The organism is Parabacteroides goldsteinii, from assembly GCF_020091425.1.
Lineage (GTDB): Bacteria > Bacteroidota > Bacteroidia > Bacteroidales > Tannerellaceae > Parabacteroides > Parabacteroides goldsteinii.
Map to the genome: position 1 here is coordinate 5,622,851 of NZ_CP081906.1, position 22,760 is coordinate 5,645,610.

At 41.0% G+C, this 22,760-nt stretch carries 17 protein-coding genes; 9 read left to right on the forward strand and 8 right to left on the reverse strand.

Annotated elements, in window-relative coordinates:
- Nucleotides 1–10: 10 nt before the first annotated feature.
- From K6V26_RS23210 to K6V26_RS23240, 7 genes are all read right to left on the reverse strand, one after another.
- Complete coding sequence (locus K6V26_RS23210) at nt 11–1,726, reverse strand: RagB/SusD family nutrient uptake outer membrane protein (protein ID WP_224264007.1); 1,716 nt, start codon at nt 1,724–1,726, stop codon at nt 11–13.
- A 21-nt stretch (nt 1,727–1,747) separates the two neighbouring features.
- On the reverse strand, nt 1,748–4,963 hold the full coding sequence (locus K6V26_RS23215; RefSeq protein WP_224264008.1) for a SusC/RagA family TonB-linked outer membrane protein: 3,216 nt from the start codon (nt 4,961–4,963) through the stop codon (nt 1,748–1,750).
- A gap of 217 nt (nt 4,964–5,180) precedes the next feature.
- On the reverse strand, nt 5,181–6,935 hold the full coding sequence (locus tag K6V26_RS23220; RefSeq protein WP_394373103.1) for a DUF6377 domain-containing protein: 1,755 nt from the start codon (nt 6,933–6,935) through the stop codon (nt 5,181–5,183).
- The gene (locus K6V26_RS23225) at nt 6,932–8,056 is read right to left on the reverse strand and encodes a Fic family protein (protein ID WP_224264010.1); all 1,125 of its coding nucleotides are present in this window, start codon (nt 8,054–8,056) and stop codon (nt 6,932–6,934) included. Before K6V26_RS23225 ends, K6V26_RS23220 begins: the two co-directional genes overlap by 4 nt.
- A gap of 287 nt (nt 8,057–8,343) precedes the next feature.
- Complete coding sequence (locus K6V26_RS23230; RefSeq protein ID WP_007657317.1) at nt 8,344–8,652, reverse strand: hypothetical protein; 309 nt, start codon at nt 8,650–8,652, stop codon at nt 8,344–8,346.
- On the reverse strand, nt 8,649–9,602 hold the full coding sequence (locus K6V26_RS23235; RefSeq protein ID WP_010800681.1) for an IS110 family RNA-guided transposase: 954 nt from the start codon (nt 9,600–9,602) through the stop codon (nt 8,649–8,651). Before K6V26_RS23235 ends, K6V26_RS23230 begins: the two co-directional genes overlap by 4 nt.
- Before the next feature lie 326 nt (nt 9,603–9,928).
- Nucleotides 9,929–12,742 (reverse strand): M16 family metallopeptidase, encoded by a 2,814-nt coding sequence (locus K6V26_RS23240; RefSeq protein WP_224264011.1) that lies wholly within the window; start codon nt 12,740–12,742, stop codon nt 9,929–9,931.
- A gap of 274 nt (nt 12,743–13,016) precedes the next feature.
- On the opposite strand from K6V26_RS23240, the gene K6V26_RS23245 reads away from it, so the two are divergent.
- The gene (locus K6V26_RS23245; RefSeq protein WP_010801077.1) at nt 13,017–13,904 is read left to right on the forward strand and encodes a Fic family protein; all 888 of its coding nucleotides are present in this window, start codon (nt 13,017–13,019) and stop codon (nt 13,902–13,904) included.
- 232 nt (nt 13,905–14,136) lie between these two features.
- Here the strand turns inward: K6V26_RS23245 and K6V26_RS23250 are convergent, their stop codons facing one another.
- Nucleotides 14,137–14,415 (reverse strand): Fic family protein, encoded by a 279-nt coding sequence (locus tag K6V26_RS23250; RefSeq protein WP_224264012.1) that lies wholly within the window; start codon nt 14,413–14,415, stop codon nt 14,137–14,139.
- A 237-nt stretch (nt 14,416–14,652) separates the two neighbouring features.
- Here K6V26_RS23250 and K6V26_RS23255 point away from each other — a divergent pair, with 237 nt between their 5' ends.
- The 8 genes from K6V26_RS23255 (at nt 14,653) to K6V26_RS23290 (ending at nt 22,703) form a co-directional block, all read left to right on the forward strand.
- Nucleotides 14,653–16,461: a tetratricopeptide repeat protein gene (locus K6V26_RS23255; protein WP_224264013.1), complete on the forward strand. Its 1,809-nt coding sequence runs from the start codon at nt 14,653–14,655 to the stop codon at nt 16,459–16,461.
- Between the two features lie 151 nt (nt 16,462–16,612).
- Nucleotides 16,613–17,026, forward strand: a complete 414-nt coding sequence (locus tag K6V26_RS23260; RefSeq protein ID WP_009860338.1) for a DUF3244 domain-containing protein — start codon at nt 16,613–16,615, stop codon at nt 17,024–17,026.
- 22 nt (nt 17,027–17,048) lie between these two features.
- Complete coding sequence (locus K6V26_RS23265) at nt 17,049–17,696, forward strand: hypothetical protein (protein ID WP_224264014.1); 648 nt, start codon at nt 17,049–17,051, stop codon at nt 17,694–17,696.
- 56 nt (nt 17,697–17,752) lie between these two features.
- Nucleotides 17,753–18,355 carry a porin family protein gene (locus K6V26_RS23270; protein ID WP_224264015.1) on the forward strand — a complete coding sequence of 201 codons (603 nt, stop codon included), beginning with the start codon at nt 17,753–17,755 and terminating at the stop codon, nt 18,353–18,355.
- A gap of 447 nt (nt 18,356–18,802) precedes the next feature.
- Nucleotides 18,803–19,915 carry a 6-bladed beta-propeller gene (locus tag K6V26_RS23275; RefSeq protein ID WP_009860334.1) on the forward strand — a complete coding sequence of 371 codons (1,113 nt, stop codon included), beginning with the start codon at nt 18,803–18,805 and terminating at the stop codon, nt 19,913–19,915.
- Between the two features lie 18 nt (nt 19,916–19,933).
- On the forward strand, nt 19,934–20,278 hold the full coding sequence (locus tag K6V26_RS23280; RefSeq protein WP_009860333.1) for a hypothetical protein: 345 nt from the start codon (nt 19,934–19,936) through the stop codon (nt 20,276–20,278).
- A gap of 147 nt (nt 20,279–20,425) precedes the next feature.
- On the forward strand, nt 20,426–21,136 hold the full coding sequence (locus K6V26_RS23285) for a hypothetical protein (protein ID WP_224264016.1): 711 nt from the start codon (nt 20,426–20,428) through the stop codon (nt 21,134–21,136).
- A 298-nt stretch (nt 21,137–21,434) separates the two neighbouring features.
- A complete protein-coding gene (locus K6V26_RS23290; protein WP_224264017.1) occupies nt 21,435–22,703 on the forward strand; it encodes an ATP-binding protein in 1,269 nt (422 codons plus the stop codon).
- Nucleotides 22,704–22,760: the final 57 nt, after the last annotated feature.

The window sequence follows — 22,760 nt, forward strand, 5'->3', positions numbered from 1 at the left end:
TAATAATCAATTAATATGGATTCTGAACAGTAGCTCCATGAGATGATTCAATTTCAATCTGGGGAATCGGAAGATACTTTTTGTTCTCGGTCCACTGCGGACGTTGCGGAATAGCAGCTCCTTTCCCTGTCCATTTCAGTTCGCCGTTGATAACGAGGTTGAGAGGTTTTCCGTCTGCATTGGTTTTAACTTCGCCTTTCGGTTTGTCCTGCGTAACGGTACCATCCGTACAGACAAAACGGTGGGCATCCTTTGTCACATAAATAGCACCGCCACCCGGTTTCAGGACTTCAGCGGCTTTATCGAAACGAACCAGGTCGAAATAACGTTTTCCTTCACCCAGTAATTCTACCCGGCGTTCCTGCATGATGGCTTCTTCGGAAATTGCTTTGGGACTCAGACCGGCACGTTCGCGTACCTGGTCGAAATAACCTTGTGCTTCTCCCGAATTGGTGCGCCATGCCAGTTCTGCTGCAACCAGCAGAGTTTCTGCATAACGATACAGGTGGAAGTTGTTTTCCCAGTTCAGGTCCGCATCGCCAGCCTGGTCGGCCTTACCGCCCGGACGGCCCAGATATTTGCGCAGGAAATAACCGGTGTTCTGGTAACGTCCCGTATAATTCACGGCGATTCCCCTGTTCATCATTTCCTCCTGGTACGTATCCAGGTTCAGGACTGCTACATCCCGACGGATATCTCCCGGTTCGAAGGCTTCATATGCATCCCGAGTAATCACACAGAAACCCCAGCCACCTTCAAATTCGGTATACGGGCCATGTCCCGTTTCCTGACCGCCGACGTAAGTCAAACCGTCTACACCAATCATAGCAGGGATTACAGTACCCCCACAGGCCCCAGCATTGCCCCAGCCGCGTTTACCACCGGCAGAGATGTAGTTGATATCGAGGATGATTTCATCGGACCATTCCGTAGCATAAGTGAACAGGTCGTCGTAGTCTGTAACCAGTTTATATTGTCCCGAAGCGATAACCTCTTTTACATAACCCAACGCTTTGGAGTAACGGCTTTCGTCTTTCTGGTACATGACATAATCGGCATAGATCATGGCAGCGGCTGCCTGAGTCATTCGTCCGGCCCATGTGAGTTCACGTTTCATCGGAAGAATTTTGGAATCCAGCACCTCTTCCAGGTCGGTTACCATGTTATTGTATACTTCGTCTGCTTTTAACTGTTCTGCGATATACGGGAAAGTCAGGTTCTCCGTATAAAATGGAACATTCCCCCAGGTTTTCCACAATACCAGGTAATACCAGTCGCGCAATACCCGTCCTTCTGCGTTGTAAGACTTTTTATCTGCTTCGGAGATGTTTGCCTCTTCAGCATTGTCCATTAAGCGGATGGAGCGGTTGATGCCGGAGTAGGCAACGGTCCATGCTCCTTTTATGTCATTGGTAGGGCTACAGCCATACCAGGAGATTTCGTGAAGATAACCCTGGTCGGACGTGTCGCTGCCACCCGGGTAAATATCATCGCTTGCAGCATCCCAGGCGAGGTTCAGAGGGAACCAGCCGTTATAGTAATCGAACCACTGCATCGGGTCGTAAGCGGCTGCCATGGCTTCTATCATTTTGGCATTGTCAGTATAATACCCTGTGATGGGCACACTGCTTGCCGGTTCTTCGGTTAAGAAACTGTCGCCGCACGAAACAAGTCCTGATGCAAGTAGTATGGCTGCGGCGAAAGTATATAGTCTATTCTTTTTCATATCTATTCCGTTATTAAGTGATTAGAAATTAAGATTTAAGCCGACTGTGAATGTACGTGCCTGCGGATAATAGCCGCGGTCGATGCCGTTTGATTTATCTCCGGCTACGTCTGTCGCATTTATTTCCGGGTCAAGACCCTTATAGGAGGTCAGTGTCAGCAAGTTCTCGGCGGCGACATAGAGACGAAGTCTGTCGACAAAGAATTTGCGTGTCAGGTTCTTCGGCAAGGTGTAACCTATCTGCATATTTTTAATGCGGGCGAAACTACCGTTGTGGACGTATAAATCGGATACTTTCTTCCAGTTACCGTTCATATCGTCACCCGGGTAACAGAAGCGGGGCATTGTGTTGGAAGTACCTTCTCCATGCCAGCGTTTCATAAACTCCTGGGGCACATTTACGGAAGACACATCCAGGCGGCGGGTTACGTCCATAATGTCCTGTCCCAATGAACCGGAAAACAAGACTGAAAAGTCAATGTCTTTATAAGCGGCCGTCAGGTTCAGACCGAAAGTCCAGTCCGGAGTACCTTTACCAATCATGGTTTTATCTTTATCGTCGATTGTACCGTCATTGTCAAAGTCTACGAATTTCACATCTCCGGGAACGGCAAGCGGCTGTAATTTCTCTCCCTTGCTGTTTGTATAAGCGTCGATTTCCGCCTGATTCTGGAAGATACCGGCAGTCTTGTAACCGTAGAAGTAAGGATAAGGCATACCGTTCTCCGCACGGCCGACATTTCCCAGGATATGTACCTGGTCCATCATCTCGAAACCGTCGGCTGTGCCTAAGTCTACCAATTTGTTTTTCAAATAAGAGAGGTTGGCGTTGACGCCGAAACGGAAGTCCTTGTGGCTATATTTATAACCGACTTCAAATTCAACCCCTTCGTTTTTCATCGAACCGACATTCCCCCAGGGCTTGGATTCGCCCAGATAGTTCGGTATGGCCATTTCTTTCAGCATACCGTTGGTCTTCTTCTGGTAGTAATCGACCGTGAAGGTCAATGCGTTGCCCAGGAAGCCGAAATCGATACCGGCATCATACTGTTCTGATTCTTCCCACATCAAATCGGCATTAGGAGTGCCGGAAGGTTTGGAACCCATTACGATTTGTTGGCCTCTGCCGTAAGCGCCGAAAGGATAGTTATTATTCATCGATACATTCGCCGTGTAGCGGAAGTTACCGATAGCCTCGTTACCGTTCTTACCCCATGAAAGGCGTATTTTCGTACTGGTCAGCCAGTCCGGGCGTTTTTCCATAAACGATTCGTTCGTTAAATTCCATCCTAAAGAAACGGAAGGGAAAGTACCCCACTTGTTATTTTCACCGAAGCGTGATGAACCGTCGCGGCGTACGGTGAGCTGCAACATATAACGTTCGGCGAAGTTGTAGCTTAAACGTCCGAAGTAAGAAGCCAGCGAGTGCGGGTCGGTTAATCCTCCTTCGGTATTCCGGTTTCCGTTGTTCGGAAGGGAGGTCGTAAAGTCTATATTGGCCTTATCACCCATGTAGGCAATCAAATCTTTTGCCATACCGTACAGGCGACGGCCTGTGTTGCGTTCGGCAGATTGTCCTAATACCACGTTGAAAGTATGCTGGCTGATTGTTTTGTCGTAAGTCAACACATTTTCAATCTGCCAGGTATAGCCGCGATTCATTTCGGACATCACGCTGGAACGTCCGTCTGCAATGGATTGGTTGCAGTTTCTGCCCAGATAATAAGGGTGGTTCCATTCGTCATATCCCCAGAGTGCAAGGTCGGAGCCCCAGGAGAACTTATATTTCAGGTTATCCCAGATACCGAGTTCGGCCGTCAGGTTGGCAATGACTTTGTCTGAATTGTTTTTTCTTCCGGGCTGTGCGGACATGCGGCCCAGCGGATTCGTAATTTCGTTGAAGTTTTCCGGAATCTGCAATACCTGTCCGGTGAGCTGGTCGCGTACAGGGTCGCCGTACTTGCTGCGGATATCTGCCGTATAGCCGTTTACGTGGTCCTCATCCTGTGCATAGACTTCCATTGTCGGGTCCAGGAAAAGAGCATCTCCCAGCGGGGAACCGGTCAGGTTACCGGCGCTTACCCCTATATTGTTTATACGGGAATAAGACATATTGACACCGACGGTCATTTTTCTTAACCAGCTGCGGTTCTTCGTTTCGTCGAATAAGGTATAAAGGGTGTTACTGCGGAATGAAAGGCGTTCGTAGTTGGAACGGTCGTAATTTCCACCGATAATACCTTCCTGGTTATAATAACCGGCGGAGAAATAGTAACTTACTTTCTCGTTTGCCCCGCTGATGCTTAACTGATGGTTCTGTACGGGAGCGCCGTCGTTAAACAATACATCCTGCCAGTCGGTGCCTACACCCAGATTAGTGTTTGAAAAACGGTCGGTGCCGTTGGAATACTGCTGTGCTTCGTTCATCAGGGTCGCGTATTCGGACGCATTCAGCATACTGCGTTTTTTCCAGGCGGATTGCCAGCCATAAGAGAAGTCGTAAGACACTTTCACTTTGCCGATGGCCCCTTGCTTGGTCGTAACCAAAACGACCCCGTTGGCGGCACGTGAACCGTACACAGCTGCCGAAGCGGCATCTTTCAATACTTCGATAGAAGCAATGTCGGCCGGATTGATGTTGTCGATACCTCCGTTGATGGGCATGCCGTCTACGATATAAAGAGGGTCGGCGGTGTTGATGGTGCCTGTTCCGCGTACACGGATAACTGAACCTGTACCCGGTTGGCCGTTCTGTGTGGTCACCTGTACACCGGCTGCCAGACCTTTCAACGCATTATCGACACGGACGGGAGCTGTCTGGGCCAATTCGTCCGCACCTACTTTGGCGATGGAGGCCGTTACCACACTCTTTTTCTGCACACCGTAACCGATAACGACCACTTCATCCAGCGCCTGGTTGTCTTCCGCCAGCGTAACGGATAATGGCGCATTGCCTGAGACAACGATGGATTGGGGTAAATAACCGATAAAAGAAACGACGATGGTAGAGCCTTTTTCTACCTCATTGATGGTGAACATACCGTCCAGGTCCGTCATGGCCCCGTTGGTGGTTCCTTTTACTACTACATTAGCGCCGATGACCGGTTCGCCGAGGGCGTCTTTGACCTGTCCACTGACTGTCAGTTTTTGGGCAAACACAAATGTTGGAAATAACAATAGGCACAACAAAGGTATCATACCTTTAAGAAGCCTCTTTTTTAATAAAATGTTTTTCATAAGACGAATACATTTTTTAAAGTTAACGTACTAATTTGTTCTACACTTTTTGTACTTGCAAAAGTATAGCGCGAATAACCGGTGCCAATGGACTGGTAAACCGGATCGGTAAATCTATAAAATTGTTATATTGTTGATATATAGTGGTTTGAATATGTGGTTTGATACGTAAAAAGTAAGTTTCCGAATGTAGTCTGGGAGGCTTTTTCGAGTGGTTTCAACGCTCTATTTTCCCTAAAGATTTCACAATATCTGCAAAATGTTCTTTAGGAACGATTGCTTTGCTGCGCGTTTTCAGCCGATTATTGTAGACCGTCTGAGGGGAGCAGTGCAGGAACTCGGCAATCTTCACGCTATCGCTGATGCCGAGGCGTACCAGAGCGTAGATACGAAGTTCGGTGTTCAGCAGTTCTCCCTCTTTGGGTATGATTTGTTTGTCGGGTTGTAATAGAGCATTAAAATCCGAGACAAAGTCAGGATAGATATGCAGGAAGATGGCATCGAAATTACTGTAAAACTCTTTTAGTTCGTTGGCAGCCAGCGTGGAGGAGTCTGTCATCTTTTTGACTTCGTCGACCATACCGGTCCTGATTTTCCGGTTGATATTTTTTCGGTATTCGTCCAGTTTACTGATATAGCTGGAACAGATGTTGAAGACGTAACCGATATATTCTTCCTTTACATAGTTGGATTCCGTCAGCTTGGAGTTCGTGTCGAGTAATTGTTCGTTCAGTGACTGGAGCTGGCTGTTTACTTCTGCCAGTTGCGTATGCGCTTTTTCCAGTTCGCTTACATGCTTGTTCAGGGTCTGGTTGGCATCGTTCAGTTTTCTGCGGGACTCTTTCAGCCGTTTTATCTGTAGTCCGATAAAGAACAGTGCTGCCAGCAGGACCAGCGACAAGGTGCTGACGATGAACAGATACCGGCGCAAGTCGGCTTCCTGCTTTTTGTTTCTTTGTTCGTATGTCTTGTGAATGGCGTCCAGTGCGGACGAAATGCCGACCATACGTATCCTGTTTTTATAGAGTTGTGCACATCCCAGGCAGTAGTTCAGATAAGAATATGCCTGGTCGATGTAACCTCTTTCATACAAGGTTTTTCCGAGTTCTTCCAGCGAAGCGATATCGTGGTTGGCCGACCGTATATCAGCCATGGCTGATAAAATGAGGTAACGAAAATATTCATCTTCGTTACCTTCGTCCCTATACATGATTGCCAGGATATAAGCATTCATGGCGTCTTTCCTGGAATCGAAGGAGGCGGAAGCAAGTTCTTCTTTCAATTGCTCTTTTACTTCTGCAGCTTGTGGAGTCTTGTTGTATTGCCAGCCTTTGTACCATAAACCATATGGATGGTTGTCAGGAATACTGGCGAAGATCGAATCCCGATAGGTTTGTTCTTTCGCATAGTAGAAGGTACTTTGAGCGGTGTTTTCACCGGAATATTGCCCGTAATGAGAGTAAAGATACATCATTTGTCCATAGTAGTCCGTTCTGTAATAAGGCGACAGGTTTTCGGGGTTTATTTCATTCAGGGCATCCAGTCCCTCTTTCAGAAAACCGGTGGCTGTCAGGATGAACGACTGTTCGATCTTCCACTGTGCAACCCATTGGGGATTGTTCAGTCGTTGTGCTATTTCTAGATTTTTATGGATATAACTAAATGCAGAGTCGCTGTCATAGACCATATATTCTTCATAAAACAGTTTGTTCATCCAGTATTGCTCTTCCTCTGTTGCAACTTTCTGTTCCATTTTCCTCAGGTCCTCGATTCTTTTTTCCTTGGCAATGACAAAAGTCTCATTTTTAGCCAACAACGAGTCGAGGCTGGCCAGCATTTTTTCAGTCTCAGCAGAAATAGTTTGTCCGGATATATTTCCGGATAGTATCAGAAATGGCAACAGATAGAGAATTACTCGTATGTACATTTTATTCAATTTAAGGTTCACAGGAACAAAGATAAAAAATATCATCTGAATATCTCTACATATTTTTTTAAGATATAGATTCGTCCACGTTTCCCACCTGTAATCTCTTTTAAAACATCAAGCTTCTCTAATTCTTCAATAAGTTTGTAAGAGGATGCCTGACTTATACCTGTTATAGTTGAAACCTGGGCTGCATCTATAATCGGTTTTTTATACAGTTCGGTTATTACTTTTAAAGCGTTGGCTGATCGGCTGCCTAATTGTTTTATACACTCTTCATATTCTTTTTGTAGAAGTAATATTTCCTCAAATGTTTTTACTCCGTTTTCTGCTGTTTCAATAACTCCCTGGAGGAAGAATTTAAGCCAACCTTCGATATCATTTTCAAATCTAACTTTCATCAGATTAGAATAATATGAACTTCTATGCCTTTCCAGATAATCGGATAAATATAAAATAGGACGTTTTAATATACCTTTACTTACAAGGTACAGGGTAATTAGTAATCTTCCTGTTCGACCATTACCATCTAAAAAAGGGTGGATCGTTTCAAACTGATAATGTATCAGGGCTATCTTTAATAGTTCAGGGAAGAAAATAGAATTATTATGTACAAATTTCTCTATATCTTCCATTAACTCTGGAATTGAAGTACAAACCGGAGGAACAAAAATGGCATCGTTAATAGATGAACCTCCAATCCAGTTTTGACTTTTCCGAAATTCTCCTGGTTGTTTATATTCACCTCTGACCCCGGCAAGTAATACTTTATGTACATTTCTTATAAGCCTTGCAGAAAAAGGCAATGTCTCGAGCATTTTAATAGCTTCATTCATCGCAGATATATAGTTATGAACTTCGGTCCAATCGTCTCTTTTATCCAATGGCAAATCTTCTTTAGACATGAGTACTTCTTCCATATTTGTTTGAGTACCTTCTATCTTAGAAGATTGAGTCGCTTCTTTCATTATGTGCATGCTAATGAAAAGATCGATATTGGGTATATGTTCTGAATACATGTCTAGTCTGCCAAGCATTCTGTCCGCTTTGCTTAACAATGTTACTATCTCCATGTTTTCAATTACCCAAGGGTTGTTAATTAAGTTCGGTTGAAAACTCTTGTAGTAACCTTGGTTTATGTATGTGCCTGATTTAAAGTTTTTCATATGTAAATAAATTGCGCTCCCTATCTCAAGAGAGCCGTTTAAACCATTAATAAATTGATTTTTTTAGAGTTCAGACAAAACAAAAGAGAGCACTTGTATAGATACAAATGCGGTTGGCTATTATCTTTGGGCATTTTATAATTTTACAACAGCTAAGAAAAAAAATTTCATACACGCGTTAAAGGACTCGCAGTCTTGACCGCTTAGCAGTTGAGATCAGTTTCATGAGCGACCTCTTGCTGTTTCTTACGACAACAAGCCAGTAAAAATCGACCTTCTCTATGTTTTTAACCTACTTCTGGGATTGGACCATCATCACGGCTGATTTTAACTTTATAGCCAAGTGCTTCCAGCTCTTTCTTCAAGTAATTTTTCCGTTTCTGCTCCATCCTTTGGTTGAGATATTCCGCACCGAGTTCCTTATACTCACAAGCCTCTTTCAGTACATGCCATACCGATTTCAGGATCGAGTGTCCTACTGCTACTAAAGCCCTCTTTTTCCCTCGACGGGCGGCTAAACGGTGATAACGTGCACTGTAAAAGGTGTTCTTGGTACGGGTGGCTGCCCACGCAGCCTCCGTGATTACGGCTTTCAACTGTTTGTTGCCATGGGTGGTTCTACCACTTTTTTTTTACCTGCGCTCTCGTTATTGCCAGGACAGACACCGGCCCACGAAGCCAGGTGCTTTTCGGTTGGAAAGGCTTCCATATCCACACCTATCTCTGCTATCAGGTCTTCAACCGTTTTCCGGCTAAGTCCGGGGATCTTCTGCAAGAGTTCCATCACATTCTCATAAGGAGATAAAACCTCTTTTATACGGCAGGTAAGGTCAGCTATGATGGCTTTCGTCTGTTCCATATCTTTACGGATGGTCTGCAACATATAGATGTGATGCGGTTCTATAAAGCCTTCACAAGCCTGATAAAGAAGTTCCGGACTGGCTTCAAGTTTTTTATGATAGATGCAAGTTATGTCATCCATTGTTACATGACCCTTATCGATCAACATATCTATCAGCTTGTTCGCCACGACTCCGTCCAGGCTGCACACCACGCTGGAAAGTTTGATGTTACAATCTTCCAGGATACGAACAATACGGTTTTTCTCAGAAGATACATGCTGGATCAACTTGTTACGGTAACGGGTTAAATCACGAAGCTCACGTTGTTCACGCTCCGGGATATAACTCGGTTTCAACAAACCTGCTAAAAGCAGTTTGCAAATCCAGGCACTATCCTTTTTATCCGTTTTGTGCCCGGGAACATACTTGATGTGCCGTGCGTTCACGATCCAGACTTTCATATCAGGACATTCAAGAATCTTATAGACCGGCTTCCAGTAAACACCGGTACTTTCCATGGCTACATGCGTAATGCCACTGGATAATAACCATTCTTTTAATTCTGTCAAAGAACTACTGAAGGTCTTGTAACTGCGGGTTTCAGTTTTGAGACCTTCGCCACTTATCGTAGCAACTACCATGTCCTTGTGGACATCTATTCCACAACCCCGGAGGATGACTTGTTCAAAAGGTACTGTTTTCATTGCATTCGTTTTTTCGAGTGAATGACACTAAAGTAAACAATACCCCCCTATTTACATGCTCTTGGACGAAATTTATTTCATGGATGTTTCATGATAATATCGGGGGAATAAACTAATTTTAGGATTTACCATCTAATTGAAATAAGCTGATGCGTTATTTTAATTTTCGGTACAAAAGTAAAATAAGCTAATACGTTATTTTAGTTTTCGGTACAAAAGTAAAATAAGCCGAGTGATATTCCAATAAAATCGCCAAATTTAAAATAAGATAGTATCTCATACGAGTTTTGTCATATTTTAAATTTGGCGTATATGTTATTATCGTTTTATGGCTCCATCACCACCTCGATACTGTTTCCCTGGCTGAGTAACTTTTTGGCGAAGGCCTGTATTTTGGCAGGAGTGATGCTGTTGACTGTTTCGACGTATTTGGTCGAGCCGTCGAAGCCTTTGTAATAATAGTTATCCAGCGTGTTTAACCAGTAACCGTTCTCCTGAAGGCTTTCTGCGTGACGTTTCAGGATGTTGTCCTGCGTCTTTTTGAAATCTTCCGGGGTCGGACCGATGTCGGAGATGCGTTTCAATTCGTTGCGGACAATCGTGTTCATCTTTTCCCGTTTATCCGGGTCGGTGTCGAAATAGGCTTGCAGGAATGTTTGTCCTTCCGGGAAGGAAGAGATGCGGGCGGATGTCTGTACGCCGTACGTTCCGCCTTCGTCTTCGCGGACCTTTTCGGTGTAAACAAGGTCGAGTACCTGCTTCAACATGGTGGCTGTAACGATATTTTCCAGGTTATAGTCCATTTGCCCGGAATAGAAATTCACGACGGAGGCTTTCGGCGTCTCCATCTGGCGTTTGAAACGGTTTACATAGTCGCCTTTGCGGATGGCGGGTACTTCTTTCGGGTTGCCCTGCTCTATCTTGCCGTTTGCAGGTAATGTAGCCAGGTATTGTTCTACCAGCGGACGGATACTGTCGGTGTCGATGTTTCCTACGAAGGTAAAGACGAAACCGGAGGCGTCGCCGAAACGTTCCTTATACATTTCCATGATACGCGGATAGCTGATATTCTTGAAATCGGCCGGATCGATGCGCATCGCACGCGGATTGTTGTTGTAAATGGCTTTCGTCAGCGAGTCGCTGAAGGCAACCATCGGATTCAGTTCCAGGTTCTTCAGTTGCGCTTTCATACGGTTTTCGAAGGAAGCGTAAGCTTCTTCGTCCATGCGCGGAGCAGTGAAGCTGAGGTAGATCAGTTCGAACAAGGTCTTCAGGTCGGACGGGGTGGAGGAGCCGTTCACATTTTCGCTGTCCAGTCCCAGGGAAGTGGAGCAGGATACTTTCTTTCCGGCCAGCATCTTGCCCAGATCGGTAGCCGAGAAATTGCCCAGGCCGCCCAGTTCGATTACCTCATTGAACACTTTCAGATTGTCGATGTCTTTGTTGCCGAACAGTGTGCTTCCTCCCGGGCTGGTAGCCGTCATTTGTATTTCATCCTTTTTGAAGTCCGTGTGTTTCAACACGACTTTGATGCCGTTGCTCAATGTCAGGACGGTAGCGCCGAAGAGCGGATCTTCCTTGCTTTCCGTGATCTTGCCGGGTGCCGGCAATGAGGGGATCAACGGTTCGTCCGATAAGGTCTCCCGGTAAGGTTCGACAGGGATCTGCTGTGCTTTCATAAAGTCGCGGAGCAGTTCTTCGTCGGTAGGATAGGAGAGGCCTTCCTTTTCCGGACCGGTCAGGCTGATCACGATGTTGGTATCGCCGATCATATCCTGGATATACTTGTTGACCTGTTCTACCGGTACAGCCTGTGCAACCTGGCTGATCAGGGCGTATTCTGTTTCGATTCCGGGGATGTAACCGCCTTCGGTAAAGTGACGTACGTATTCCTTGGTGAATGTGCTGTTTCTTTGTTTGTCGCGGTCGTTGTAAAGGGATTCATATTGTTTCAACACATTGATGCGGGCGCGATCGTATTCCGACGGGGTGAAACCGAATTGTTTCACACGTTGCGTCTCCGTTACCAGCGCATTCATGGCCGAATCCACTTCGTTATCTTTCACCAGTGCGGCTACCGACCAGGCACCTTTCGTTTTCGAGATCATAAAATCGCCGTCGGAAGCCTGGGCGGCAACGAACGGAGGATTTGCTTTCTGTACCATCTCGTTGAAGCGTTCGTTCATCATCGTGGCTGCTACGCTCTGGATATAATCTTTCACCAATCCGGCAATCGTTCCGTACATATCCTGCGGCATCTTGTCGTGTTTATAGGAGATGGACAGGATCGTGTTCGAAGCCTCTTTGTCCGTAGCCACGGAGATCAGCGGCATGTCATTGTCGGGCACTTCAAACAGAGGTCGCGGAGCCGCGTTTACCGGTGCCGGGATGTCGGCAAAAATCCGTTTGACGGCTGTTTCTACCTGGTCGACATTGATGTCGCCTACAATGATGATCGCCTGCAGGTCGGGGCGGTACCATTTGTGATAATAATCGCGCAGTTCATCCGGTTTGAAATTGTCGATCACGTCGATTGTGCCGATCGGCATCCGGTGGGCATAACGGCTGTCCGGATAGATTTTCGGAAGCTGTTGTTCCCATATGCGGGCCTGTGCGTCCTGACGTGTGCGCCATTCCTCGCGGATCACGCCGCGTTCCTTGTCGATCGCAGAATCGGCAAGCGTGATGAAGCCAGACCAGTCATGCAGGATCAGCAGGCAGGAATCGACCACGCTTTCGCGTGTCACCGGGGCATTCATGATCATATAGACCGTTTCGTCGAAACTGGTATAGGCATTGAAATTTTCACCCATACGCATGCCGATGCTTTGGGTAAATTCGTCCATTCCTTTGTCCGGGAAGTTTTTCGAGCCGTTGAAGGCCATATGTTCCAGGAAGTGTGCCAGTCCGCGCTGGTTCTCTTCTTCCAGCATGGAGCCTACGTTTTGGGCGATATAAAAGTCAGCCCGTTCTTTCGGTTGTTCATTATGACGGATGTAATAGGTTAATCCGTTCGGCAACTTTCCATAACGAACCTGCGGGTCGATAGGTAACGGTTGCAATTCCTGTTGCTGGGCAGCCAGCTGGAAAAGGCAGAAGAAGCTCAACAGGAATAAACTTAAAAATCTTTTTTGTCTCATTTGGGATATTTATTTATTTTGTTTTATACTGGTGTACCTGAAAAAACAGCACGTAGCCTTCCCGTTTTCCTGCCGACGGAATTGCCTGTCGACAATTATCGGCAGGAAAAAAGGTTGAGGGCAAATATACGATGCAATAGCAGGAATTGTACTCAGGGTAGGTATAATTATGGAATATTTATACTATACTTTATTTCTATATCTTGCCGATATCGGCAAGATGTGCTATCTTTGAAGTGAAAATCGGTGTAAAACTTGCCGATAGAATTTGAATATGAAATATATTTCAGTCGGAGAATTTGCAGGAAAGTACGGTGTTTCAGAGCGTACGGCACGTAATTATTGCGCTATCGGAAAAATCGAGGGTGCATTCCTTACTGGCAAGACATGGAACATACCGGAAGATGCGGAATTGCCTTCACAGAAAAAGTCGAAAGTGAAGATTATGCCTTTGCTTGCCGTGTTGCGCGAACAAAAGCAGATGAAATTGAAAGGCGGTATCTATCACAAAACGCAGATCGATCTTACATATAACTCGAATCACATCGAAGGCAGTCGTCTGACTCATGACCAAACCCGTTATATTTTTGAGACCAATACCATCGGAGTAACTGATGAAAGCATCAATGTGGACGATATTATCGAGGCCACCAATCATTTTCGGTGTATTGATCTTATCCTTGACAGGGCTGAGGAGAATTTATCTGAGACTTTCATTAAAGAATTGCACAATATTCTGAAATCCGGCACATCGGATAGCCGGAAAGATTGGTTTGCCGTAGGCGATTATAAACGTTTGCCAAATGAGGTTGGCGGTGCTGATACAACACTGCCGGAGAACGTTCATAAGGAGATGAAGGCACTGCTGAAAGCCTATAATTCGAAAAAACAGAAATCTTTTGATGACATTTTGGACTGGCACTATTGTTTTGAGGCGATTCACCCTTTTCAGGATGGTAATGGACGTGTCGGTCGCCTGATCCTGTTTAAAGAATGCCTTGCAAACGGATATGTCCCCTTTATTATCACCGAAGAGTTGAAAATGTTCTATTATCGGGGATTACAACAGTGGAATCATATCAAAGACTATTTGCGGGATACTTGTTTGACTGCGCAGGATAATTATAAAGAGGTATTGGATAAGTATAGGATTAAGTATTGAGATTCGAATATTTTATGGAATACCGGATGGCGTAAAGTCCCTTTTCGCTATATTTCTTACAAATGACAATATGATTATTATTTAAGTGTTTTGTAAACGGATTGATATGTTAAAAAATATTACCCGCTGGGGTATTTTTATTTACCCGGTATATTAATCCGATTTATCTGGTAGAGTAGTGACATTTTGATAATGGAGGGAATCTTTTATAAGAATTACGATTAGTTGCGATTTATGTTGTTTTGTTTGAATTAAAAACAGCCAGCCCCTTCGCCGTTAACAGGTACTTTTGTCGAGGATGCTTGGAGTTATTAGGATAAAGAGGAGTAACAAAGCCCCCTTGAATAGCCGGTGTCAGATAATTAGCAATAAAAGTGGGACGATGCTTTAATTTCATTTTCTCCATTAATGTTTTTAAAGAATGTTGTTCTGTTCCAATAGCTTTTACGATTACTGAAATTTGTGTGTTAAGTTGTTCGGTTAGCTTGTTCGGTGCTTGTTCGGTCAACATGCTGAGAGGGATTGATAATCATAATTCTATTTTTCAATTCGTTATTTTCTCCCATCATCAGATTCCTGAAAAACAAAACTAAGAAACTCATATCCGGTTCAACGCCTTTTCGTATAAAAAAATTGATTATTAATAGCCTTGGATTGAATTGTTTCATTATCTTTGAGGCTATAACAATTATGCCATGCAGCGATGAGATACCTATCTTACATAATATTCTGTCTGTTCTCTTTCGCGATGTGTACTGAACAACCAAAAGAGTTATTGCCGGAACTGTCTTATGCAGAGTCGCTTATGCAACGTTGCCCGAGCAGTGCTCTGGTGGTATTGGATTCAATGGAAGTACCCTCTCCGTCAGATAAATTTCAATATGCTACGTGGTGTTTGTTGATTACTCAGGCACGTGATAAAAACTATGTAAAGCATACTTCTGATTCTTTGATCAATATTGCACTGACTTATTTTGAAAAACAGGATGATCCGGTGAGGAAAGCGACAGCGTTATATTATGAAGGACGGGTTAACCATGATATGAATAATGCGGAAGAGGCAACTGATTATTATTTACGGGCTAGGGATGTGGCGAAGAATACGACGGATTATACATTGTTGTATTTGATCAATTCGCAATTAGGTACGTTATATGCTTATCGGGGTTTGACCGATTTGGCATTGGAGGCTTATAAGAATGCGTATGATTATTCAAACCAATTAAAAGATAGTGCTCTAATTTCCTATTCTTATTCTTATCTAGGGCGTGTTTCTGCGCTAGGTAATGATTTGCCAAAGGGATTGGATTACTATAAAAAAGCGATTAGTGTTGCAGAACAGTCGGAAAGTTTAAAAGCTTTGACATTGGCTTATGGGGAAATATCGACAGTGTACAGAGTTTTATCTATACTTGATTCTTCTATGTATTATCTTAAGAAATCAAAGGAGATAGAAGAGATACGTAATACTTTTGCTTTGTCACAAACATATTTAGGAATCGGGGAAACCTATTATTTTATGGGACAATCCGATTCTGCTTATTTTTATCTGGAGAAGGCATTGAATACTACAAATATTTATACAAAGTGTAATGCTATTCAAATATTATATTATTTGTATAGAGATTTGGGGAAATATGAGGATGCTATAAAGTATAATGAGCAATATTGGACTTATAACGATTCCATTGAAAATATCAATCGTTGTACAAAGATTGCAGAAATTCAAGCAAAGTATGATAAGGAGAAATTGCAAAATAAAAATAATCAATTAGAAATAGCAAAGAGAAGTAACGAAATTTTAGGCTGGTCTGTTTTATCAATATTATTGTTTTTAATTATTATAATAGTATATGTTTATCGCAGAAAACTGGTAAATAGAATACATGAAATAGAGTATATAAAAAAAGAATTAGATTCTCATATGACTCGCATTAATGAAAATAATGCTATTATTAGTCAAAATCAACACCAGATAGAGTCATTGTCTTTACAAGTACAAAATAATTCTGATTTAGAGGCTGATTTGAATAATAAGATCTTGGAGATCGAACAACTTCATAAAGATAGTGCTTCATTACAATCTCAGAATAGACGCTTAGAAGGAGATATAGAAAAATTCAAAACGGATTTGTGGGAGAAAGGACGAGAATTGGAAACTTATGGACATGTTGTTTTGGAAAATACGGAATTGCATGACCGTGAAAAATATCTTTGTATTCAATTGATTAACCATATAGAGATACTTAATAGCCTTAAGTCTGATCCGAAATATATCGAGGAATCCCGATGGCCTGAAATTTTTGATTCAATGAATATTGTTTATCCAAATCTGATTGATCGTTTGAAGAAAGATTTTTCATTAACGGATAGTGATCTATGGATTTGTTGCTTGATAAAATTGCAATTGAATAATTCTACTATGGCTAGATTGACTGCCGTTGCTCCCTCTTCTGTTACTAAACGCAAGCAACGTTTGAAAGAACGGATCAATCAACATCTGAAGACTCCGTTAGAGGGTGAAATGTCCATTGAAGCTTACCTTTGGAAATACTGAGAAACAGGCTGTCCACATTCTACCTTTGACTCATTCTTTAAAAGTGTTTATTATCAATCCTTAGGGCGTTCTTGACTGTCCACTTGCTATCCATTGGTATTATATATAAACCTCATACCTTTGCAGAGTAGAAATTATTAAAATTATCGTTATGGTAAAGGCTCAAAAAAAGCTTGCTTGGGTAATGTGTACATTATTTGTTTTCAGTAGTCTATTATTGCAGAGTGTATCGGCGGAGGGAAATAGAAGTATCCCTATTTGTGGTAATTGGAAAGAAGGTGCTCGTTCCATTTCTTCTTCAATTCCAATCTCCGTTTTTGTTAATGAGGGTATCTTATCCATTCATAGTAGTACTCAACGTTCCGATATAACAATATGTATATCGAAAGAGGATGAAGTAGTTTATGAGGAGACTGTTCCTGCATTGAAGACAGACTATGTTACGATTGATTTAACTGAGTTTGAAGAAGGTTGCTATTCTGTAGATTTGAGGAATCAGTGGGGAGATTGTTTAAATGGATTTTTTTATATAGGAGATATTGCACACTTATTATCAATGTTTTAATTTAATGTTAAAAATAAATATTATGAAGTATTTTTCTTTTTTATTATTTTTTGCTGTTTTAATTTCTTGTGATAATGATGACTCGTCAATGAATATTGACAAGGGTAATTTAATGGAAATGTCTGATGTTTTAACCGACAAGGAATCTTGTTTATCTATTGATTATTTATCTTTAGATACAGTGGGAATATTCTATTGGACTTTGGAAGATATGTATCGTTTTATGGCAGAACCTATAGCACGTGAAAATGAAAATTCTGAAAATGTAATTATGTCTAGAGCTGCAACAAAAACTCTGTATAAATATGATACATTGAAACCTAGATCAGGAAAAGAAAATGTAAAAACTAAATTTTATTCAAAAGATGCTCTAGAGATGGGTATTAGCCCAGATATGGTTTATATTGTAGATTTTTGTGAAGCGACAATATCTTTTCGTATTAATTCTGATCAGATTGCAAGAAAAACTGACTCTCCAAAGTGTGGATATAAGCCTGGTTCTGTAGATCCTATAAGAGGTTATTTACTTGATGAAGAAAATGGTATTGTAACGTTAAAAACTAATTTGACCCATGTTAAATATGATATTAGTGGAAGAAGTATAAATCGATGGTCTCCTATTAATCCCGAAAATCTTGAGTGGAACTATCTTCTTGGGATATTTCAATAAAGACTTAATAAGGTGAGTTTAATTATTGAGCTCACCTTGTGTTAATTAATATGTATATGAGAAAGATTGTTTTAGTATTTATTTGTTCGCTTTTTTCTCTTAATTATGCTTTTTCACAGTGGTATTTAGGTGTTAAAGCCGCATCGAATTGGTCTAATGTAATAAATTATCCATATAATTTGGAAAACTCTTCTTATAAAAATGGTTTCAAATTGGGGCTAATAACTAATTATCAAATAAATACTTTATTGGGTATTCAAGGGGAATTGTTGTATTCAAGGGAGGGATTCAAGGAAAAAGATATAATTTATAATTATGAAGAGTCATATGACATGAATGTAAATTCTAACAACATAAATTTTCCTGTAGTTGTAAAGTGTTATCCTTTTAGAAATGGTTTGAATTTGCATTCAGGTTTTATGATCCAATATTGTTTTTCTGAGTTTATAAAATATAATAAAGTAAAAGAGTATAAAAAACCTTTTGGACATAAGAATAATTTGGATTTCGGAATTCTTCTAGGATTAGGTTTTAATTATAAACGGTGTTTGGATTTTGATTTAAGATATTGTTGGGGACTTATTAATAGTTATAAAAGTATTAAAGGAATGAATAAACGTACTATCGAATTCTCTGTAGGATACTTATTTGTGTTGTAATTTAGAACCTATTTAGATTAATATTCTGTTTTGTTACCTGATAAAATTAGATTCCTAGAATATTCTTACTGCTGAGTTACTCAATTTATTTCTAAATAAAAACACATTTGAAAGAGTGATTTAAATTATATTTTAATTGAAAGATAAAGTAAATCTTTGAATCAGAAACCAAGGGAAGATATGGTCTGAAATGGAAAACTATGGATCAACCGACTGAGAGTACCTTCGAGTATCGTATTGAGGAAAAAGTTTTAATTATTGAGAATGGAGAGGTTTTAAACGGCCATTGGTTACTGATTCAATTAGATTGGTATACCAACAATTCCAACAGTAATATGCGCCTTTGGAATTTTTGGGGATAATTATAAAAAGCTTGAAGTCTTTTGACGCAGGAGAAAAAATAATTGCTATATTGCAGGTCTTAATAATTAATAGATCTCCGTATTTATGGGAAAAACTGTATTAATCTTGTTAAACCTTTGTCTGCTTTTTTCGTGCGGTTTATCCCAGAATGAGAATGAAGAGCATGTCTATGTTATTAATGTGGATGAGGCGGAGAAAAAAGGCTTTAGTTCGATGTTCGACAGTGTCGCTTATATTCCTTTGGAAACAACCGATGAATGTGAAATCGGTCGGATCAGTCGGGTCTTATATCATAATGGGAAATATATTGTTGTGGACGAGTTGACCAATACGGTTTTTATTTTTACAGAGGATGGTCGATATTATTCTAAGATACAGGCTGCTGGCAATGGACCGGGAGAATATGCACAGATGGCCGATATTGCCATCGATAAGTTTGAGGAGAAAATTAAAATCCTGGATGCTATGCAGGTGAAAGTTGTTTCTTTTGATTTGGATGGCCACTTTACGGGAGAAACGAAACTGCCGGTATCTCCTTCACCCATACGCTTTTGCCAGGTAGATAGAGATAAATATGCATACGATTTTGAGCGTTCTTTTTATGAAAAGGAATGGCAATATAATTTATCAGTAAATCAAGAGGACTTTACTGGTGAGATCAGTAAATTTATGCCTTATGATAAACCTTTGAGCATTTGTTTTTCTTCGCGTGTTACTCTTCAGGATGTAAACGGTGAGATTTTGTTTATACCCTTATATAGTCCTACTGTATACACTATTGAGTCGTCGGAGCTAAAGCCTCGTTATACGTTTGATTTTGGGGATAAATGGGTTAGCCAGGAATTTATAGATACTGAATGGAAAGATGCTATTGAGTTTATGAATAAATTAAACAATGCGAATTTTGTTCACTACTTCAATATGTTGGAATCCGGATCACATATTTATGGTGAATTTATGTATGGGGAGAACAAGTACTATCTGCTGATAGATAAGGAAACCGGTCATCGGTTTCTGCAACAGGGGATGAAGGACGAGAAATACCAGTATGAGAAATTTTCTATGTGTTGTGTCGGAAATCAGTTTGTCATTCCTTTATCTCCTGTAGAATACAATTCGATGTCCGGTGAAAAGGCTGTTCAATTGCCGGAAGATAATAATCCGGTGCTGATGTTTGCTACTTTTAAGAAGTTCTAATTATAAACTGTTGTTGATATGAAACTATTACTGTTGTTATTTATTTTAATGCAAGGTTTTACGGGGGATGAACCTGACTGTAAGGCTTTTTATGAGAAAACATTGTATCCGATAGCTATCAAAGGCGATCTTATCAAAAAAGAAAAGACGGACGAATACTATCTGTTGTATGTGAAGAATGAGGAAGATGGCGGGAAAGAACTTGTTGTCCGGCTTCTTAAAAACCAAACGGGAAAAAGTATATTCATCTTTGCTTCGGATAAGAGTTTGATCAGTAAAAGAAAAGGAGAAACGGCCCTTCATGTTCTGGCTCCGATATCAAACGGTTTCAAAGGGCGGATATTTCCGGATCTTTGCGAATGAGAATCTCTTAAAAATACGAAACGCTCTCATAATTCGGGCATTATCTGTCCGGGAATTCTAACATTGGTGTATCTTTGCTCCGGAACGAATGAAAGATAAGGTTTGTGGGTGGAAGTAAGAAAAGTATTAATTTAAGAAAATACGATTATGGATACTCTGAATTTAAAATTTCGTTTATTGCTTTTGTTGGTTACGGTAGGTACTGTTTTAGGTTCATGCGCATATGATGACGATGAAAAGATGTACTCTTCGAGGAGTTATGATGAGACTTATGCATTGCTACGTCCTTATATAATCGTGAATGAATATGATGAGTTTGAGCTTAGTGCAACTAAAGAGGTTACCGATCCGTTGAGAATTTATCCGGGACATATTGCACGACTAAAAGGTGATTTGCATAGTATAAATCTACAAACGAAAAAAGCATTGAACGATTACCAATGTTCGCAGGTTCTGATGGTTACGGAACGCCAGGGCGTCCTGGTTAAGAAAACAGCTTTTAACCTTGCATATGAGATTGGTTCGAATGATCCGGGTCTGATAGCCACGCGGGCCGATGCTTCTATGGTTATTGATTCCGAAGAGCGAGGAAGTGCCTCTTTCACCGGAGGAACTCGGGTAAGGACAGATATTTCCATTTCTCCGGGTCGGAATTCTCCCTATGTGTTGACTTTTGATTGCAGTACCGGGAAGCTAAGTAATGATCAGGATTATATTTATTGGGTGGGTACAGTCGGTACGACACTTACAAACTGGTGGCATGCCAACAACCCCAATGGGAATAATACTCAATGGAGTTTCAGTGCGAATGGTTTAAGCAATGGAGCTCGCGGATATGTCTCTTTCCAATCGCGATAAAATCGCACTCACCCCGGTCTTTGTAATAGAATATGTGTTTGTATCATTATTAGGTTATCAAACATAACTTATACAGGATGATATTTTCTGATGTTTATAAGTTATGACTTATAAAATTATGAAGATAATTGAACGACCTGTTTATAGCAAACGGATAAAACCTTTTATCGGATTTTTTGAAGAAAAAGGATTTATAAAATAGTCTAATTAAAAGAGTAAGACCGAAAATGTGATTTTAGTAGTGCGAAATTTTCGAGTGTGGAAGAATATTCTTACATTTGAAGAAATATTTTCGAGTATGGAAGAAAATTTTGCATTGTTGGCAAAGTATAATTTTTGGAATGGGAATGTTCCTGAATTAGGTTTTATACGGGTTGGTTATACAGATAAAATTTTTGATTATATAGGAAACAGGTTAGTCAAAGTGCTTGTCGGTCAACGTCGTGCTGGTAAAAGCTATATACTTAGGCAAATTGCTTACAGATTGGTTCAGGACGGTATTAATCCTCAGAATATATTTTATATCAATAAAGAGTTTACGGATTTTGATTGCGTAAAAGATTATCATGATCTGGAAATCTTGTTGAAACAATATAAAAAAGCATTAAAACCTGTAGGAAAAGTCTGGTTGTTTATTGATGAGATACAAAATGTTACAGGATGGGAGCATTTTGTGAATTCTTATTCTCAGAATTTTGCTGATAATTATGAAATCTTTATAAGTGGTTCTAATTCAAAGATGTTATCAGGAGAACTTGCCACTCTTTTGTCCGGACGATATGTGAATTTTGAGATATTTCCGTTTAGTTATCAGGAATATATCGGGATAACCGGAAAAGACGATCACAGGCAAAGTTATTTAGACTATATGGAAAGTGGGGCGTTACCTGAATTATTTATCTTACCTAACAATGAGACGAGGCGTAATTATGTTGCGGCAATTAAAGATACCGTATTATTAAGGGATATTATACAACGAAATAGCATAAAGGACCCTAAGTTATTGGAAGATATTTTTATATATCTTGTGAACAATGCCTCTAACCTGATTTCGATAACCAATATTTTGAATTTCTTTAAAAGCAAGAAGCGGAAAACAACCTATGATACTATTTCTAACTATATTGGCTATATAGAAGATACGTTTCTTATTCATAAAGTTGAACGTTATGATATAAGAGGAAAGGGGACGATTTCCGGCAATTACAAATATTACATTAATGACCTTGCTTATAAAAATTATCTTTATCCGGGTTTTGCCTACGGAATCGGTTATAAGCTGGAAAATCTTGTCTATTTACAATTGCGGCGTTCCGGATATGATGTGTATGTCGGTGCTATGCGGGATAAAGAAGTTGATTTTGTCGCTATGAAAGGGGATCATATTCTTTATTTGCAAAGTACCTACTTGTTGTCAGATGAGCAAACGGTCCGTCGTGAATATGCGCCTTTGGAAGCAATTCAGGATAATTATGATAAGTATGTAGTTTCTTTTGATGAGATTTCGTATCCTTCCCATAAGGGCATAAAACATATTCAAGCCTGGAAACTGGCAGAGGTAATCTGATCAAAGTAACCGATGAAAAGGCGGTTTTTGCTATATGACATCCGTGTCATATTATTG

Coding starts and splice junctions, on each gene's coding strand:
- K6V26_RS23210 (WP_224264007.1), bottom strand. CDS start 1,726: ATGAAAAAGAATAGACTATATACTTTCGCCGCAGCCATACTACTTGCA.
- K6V26_RS23215 (WP_224264008.1), bottom strand. CDS start 4,963: ATGAAAAACATTTTATTAAAAAAGAGGCTTCTTAAAGGTATGATACCT.
- K6V26_RS23220 (WP_394373103.1), bottom strand. CDS start 6,935: ATGATATTTTTTATCTTTGTTCCTGTGAACCTTAAATTGAATAAAATG.
- K6V26_RS23225 (WP_224264010.1), bottom strand. CDS start 8,056: ATGAAAAACTTTAAATCAGGCACATACATAAACCAAGGTTACTACAAG.
- K6V26_RS23235 (WP_010800681.1), bottom strand. CDS start 9,602: ATGAAAACAGTACCTTTTGAACAAGTCATCCTCCGGGGTTGTGGAATA.
- K6V26_RS23240 (WP_224264011.1), bottom strand. CDS start 12,742: ATGAGACAAAAAAGATTTTTAAGTTTATTCCTGTTGAGCTTCTTCTGC.
- K6V26_RS23245 (WP_010801077.1), top strand. CDS start 13,017: ATGAAATATATTTCAGTCGGAGAATTTGCAGGAAAGTACGGTGTTTCA.
- K6V26_RS23250 (WP_224264012.1), bottom strand. CDS start 14,415: ATGTTGACCGAACAAGCACCGAACAAGCTAACCGAACAACTTAACACA.
- K6V26_RS23255 (WP_224264013.1), top strand. CDS start 14,653: ATGTGTACTGAACAACCAAAAGAGTTATTGCCGGAACTGTCTTATGCA.
- K6V26_RS23260 (WP_009860338.1), top strand. CDS start 16,613: ATGGTAAAGGCTCAAAAAAAGCTTGCTTGGGTAATGTGTACATTATTT.
- K6V26_RS23265 (WP_224264014.1), top strand. CDS start 17,049: ATGAAGTATTTTTCTTTTTTATTATTTTTTGCTGTTTTAATTTCTTGT.
- K6V26_RS23270 (WP_224264015.1), top strand. CDS start 17,753: ATGAGAAAGATTGTTTTAGTATTTATTTGTTCGCTTTTTTCTCTTAAT.
- K6V26_RS23275 (WP_009860334.1), top strand. CDS start 18,803: ATGGGAAAAACTGTATTAATCTTGTTAAACCTTTGTCTGCTTTTTTCG.
- K6V26_RS23280 (WP_009860333.1), top strand. CDS start 19,934: ATGAAACTATTACTGTTGTTATTTATTTTAATGCAAGGTTTTACGGGG.
- K6V26_RS23285 (WP_224264016.1), top strand. CDS start 20,426: ATGGATACTCTGAATTTAAAATTTCGTTTATTGCTTTTGTTGGTTACG.
- K6V26_RS23290 (WP_224264017.1), top strand. CDS start 21,435: ATGGAAGAAAATTTTGCATTGTTGGCAAAGTATAATTTTTGGAATGGG.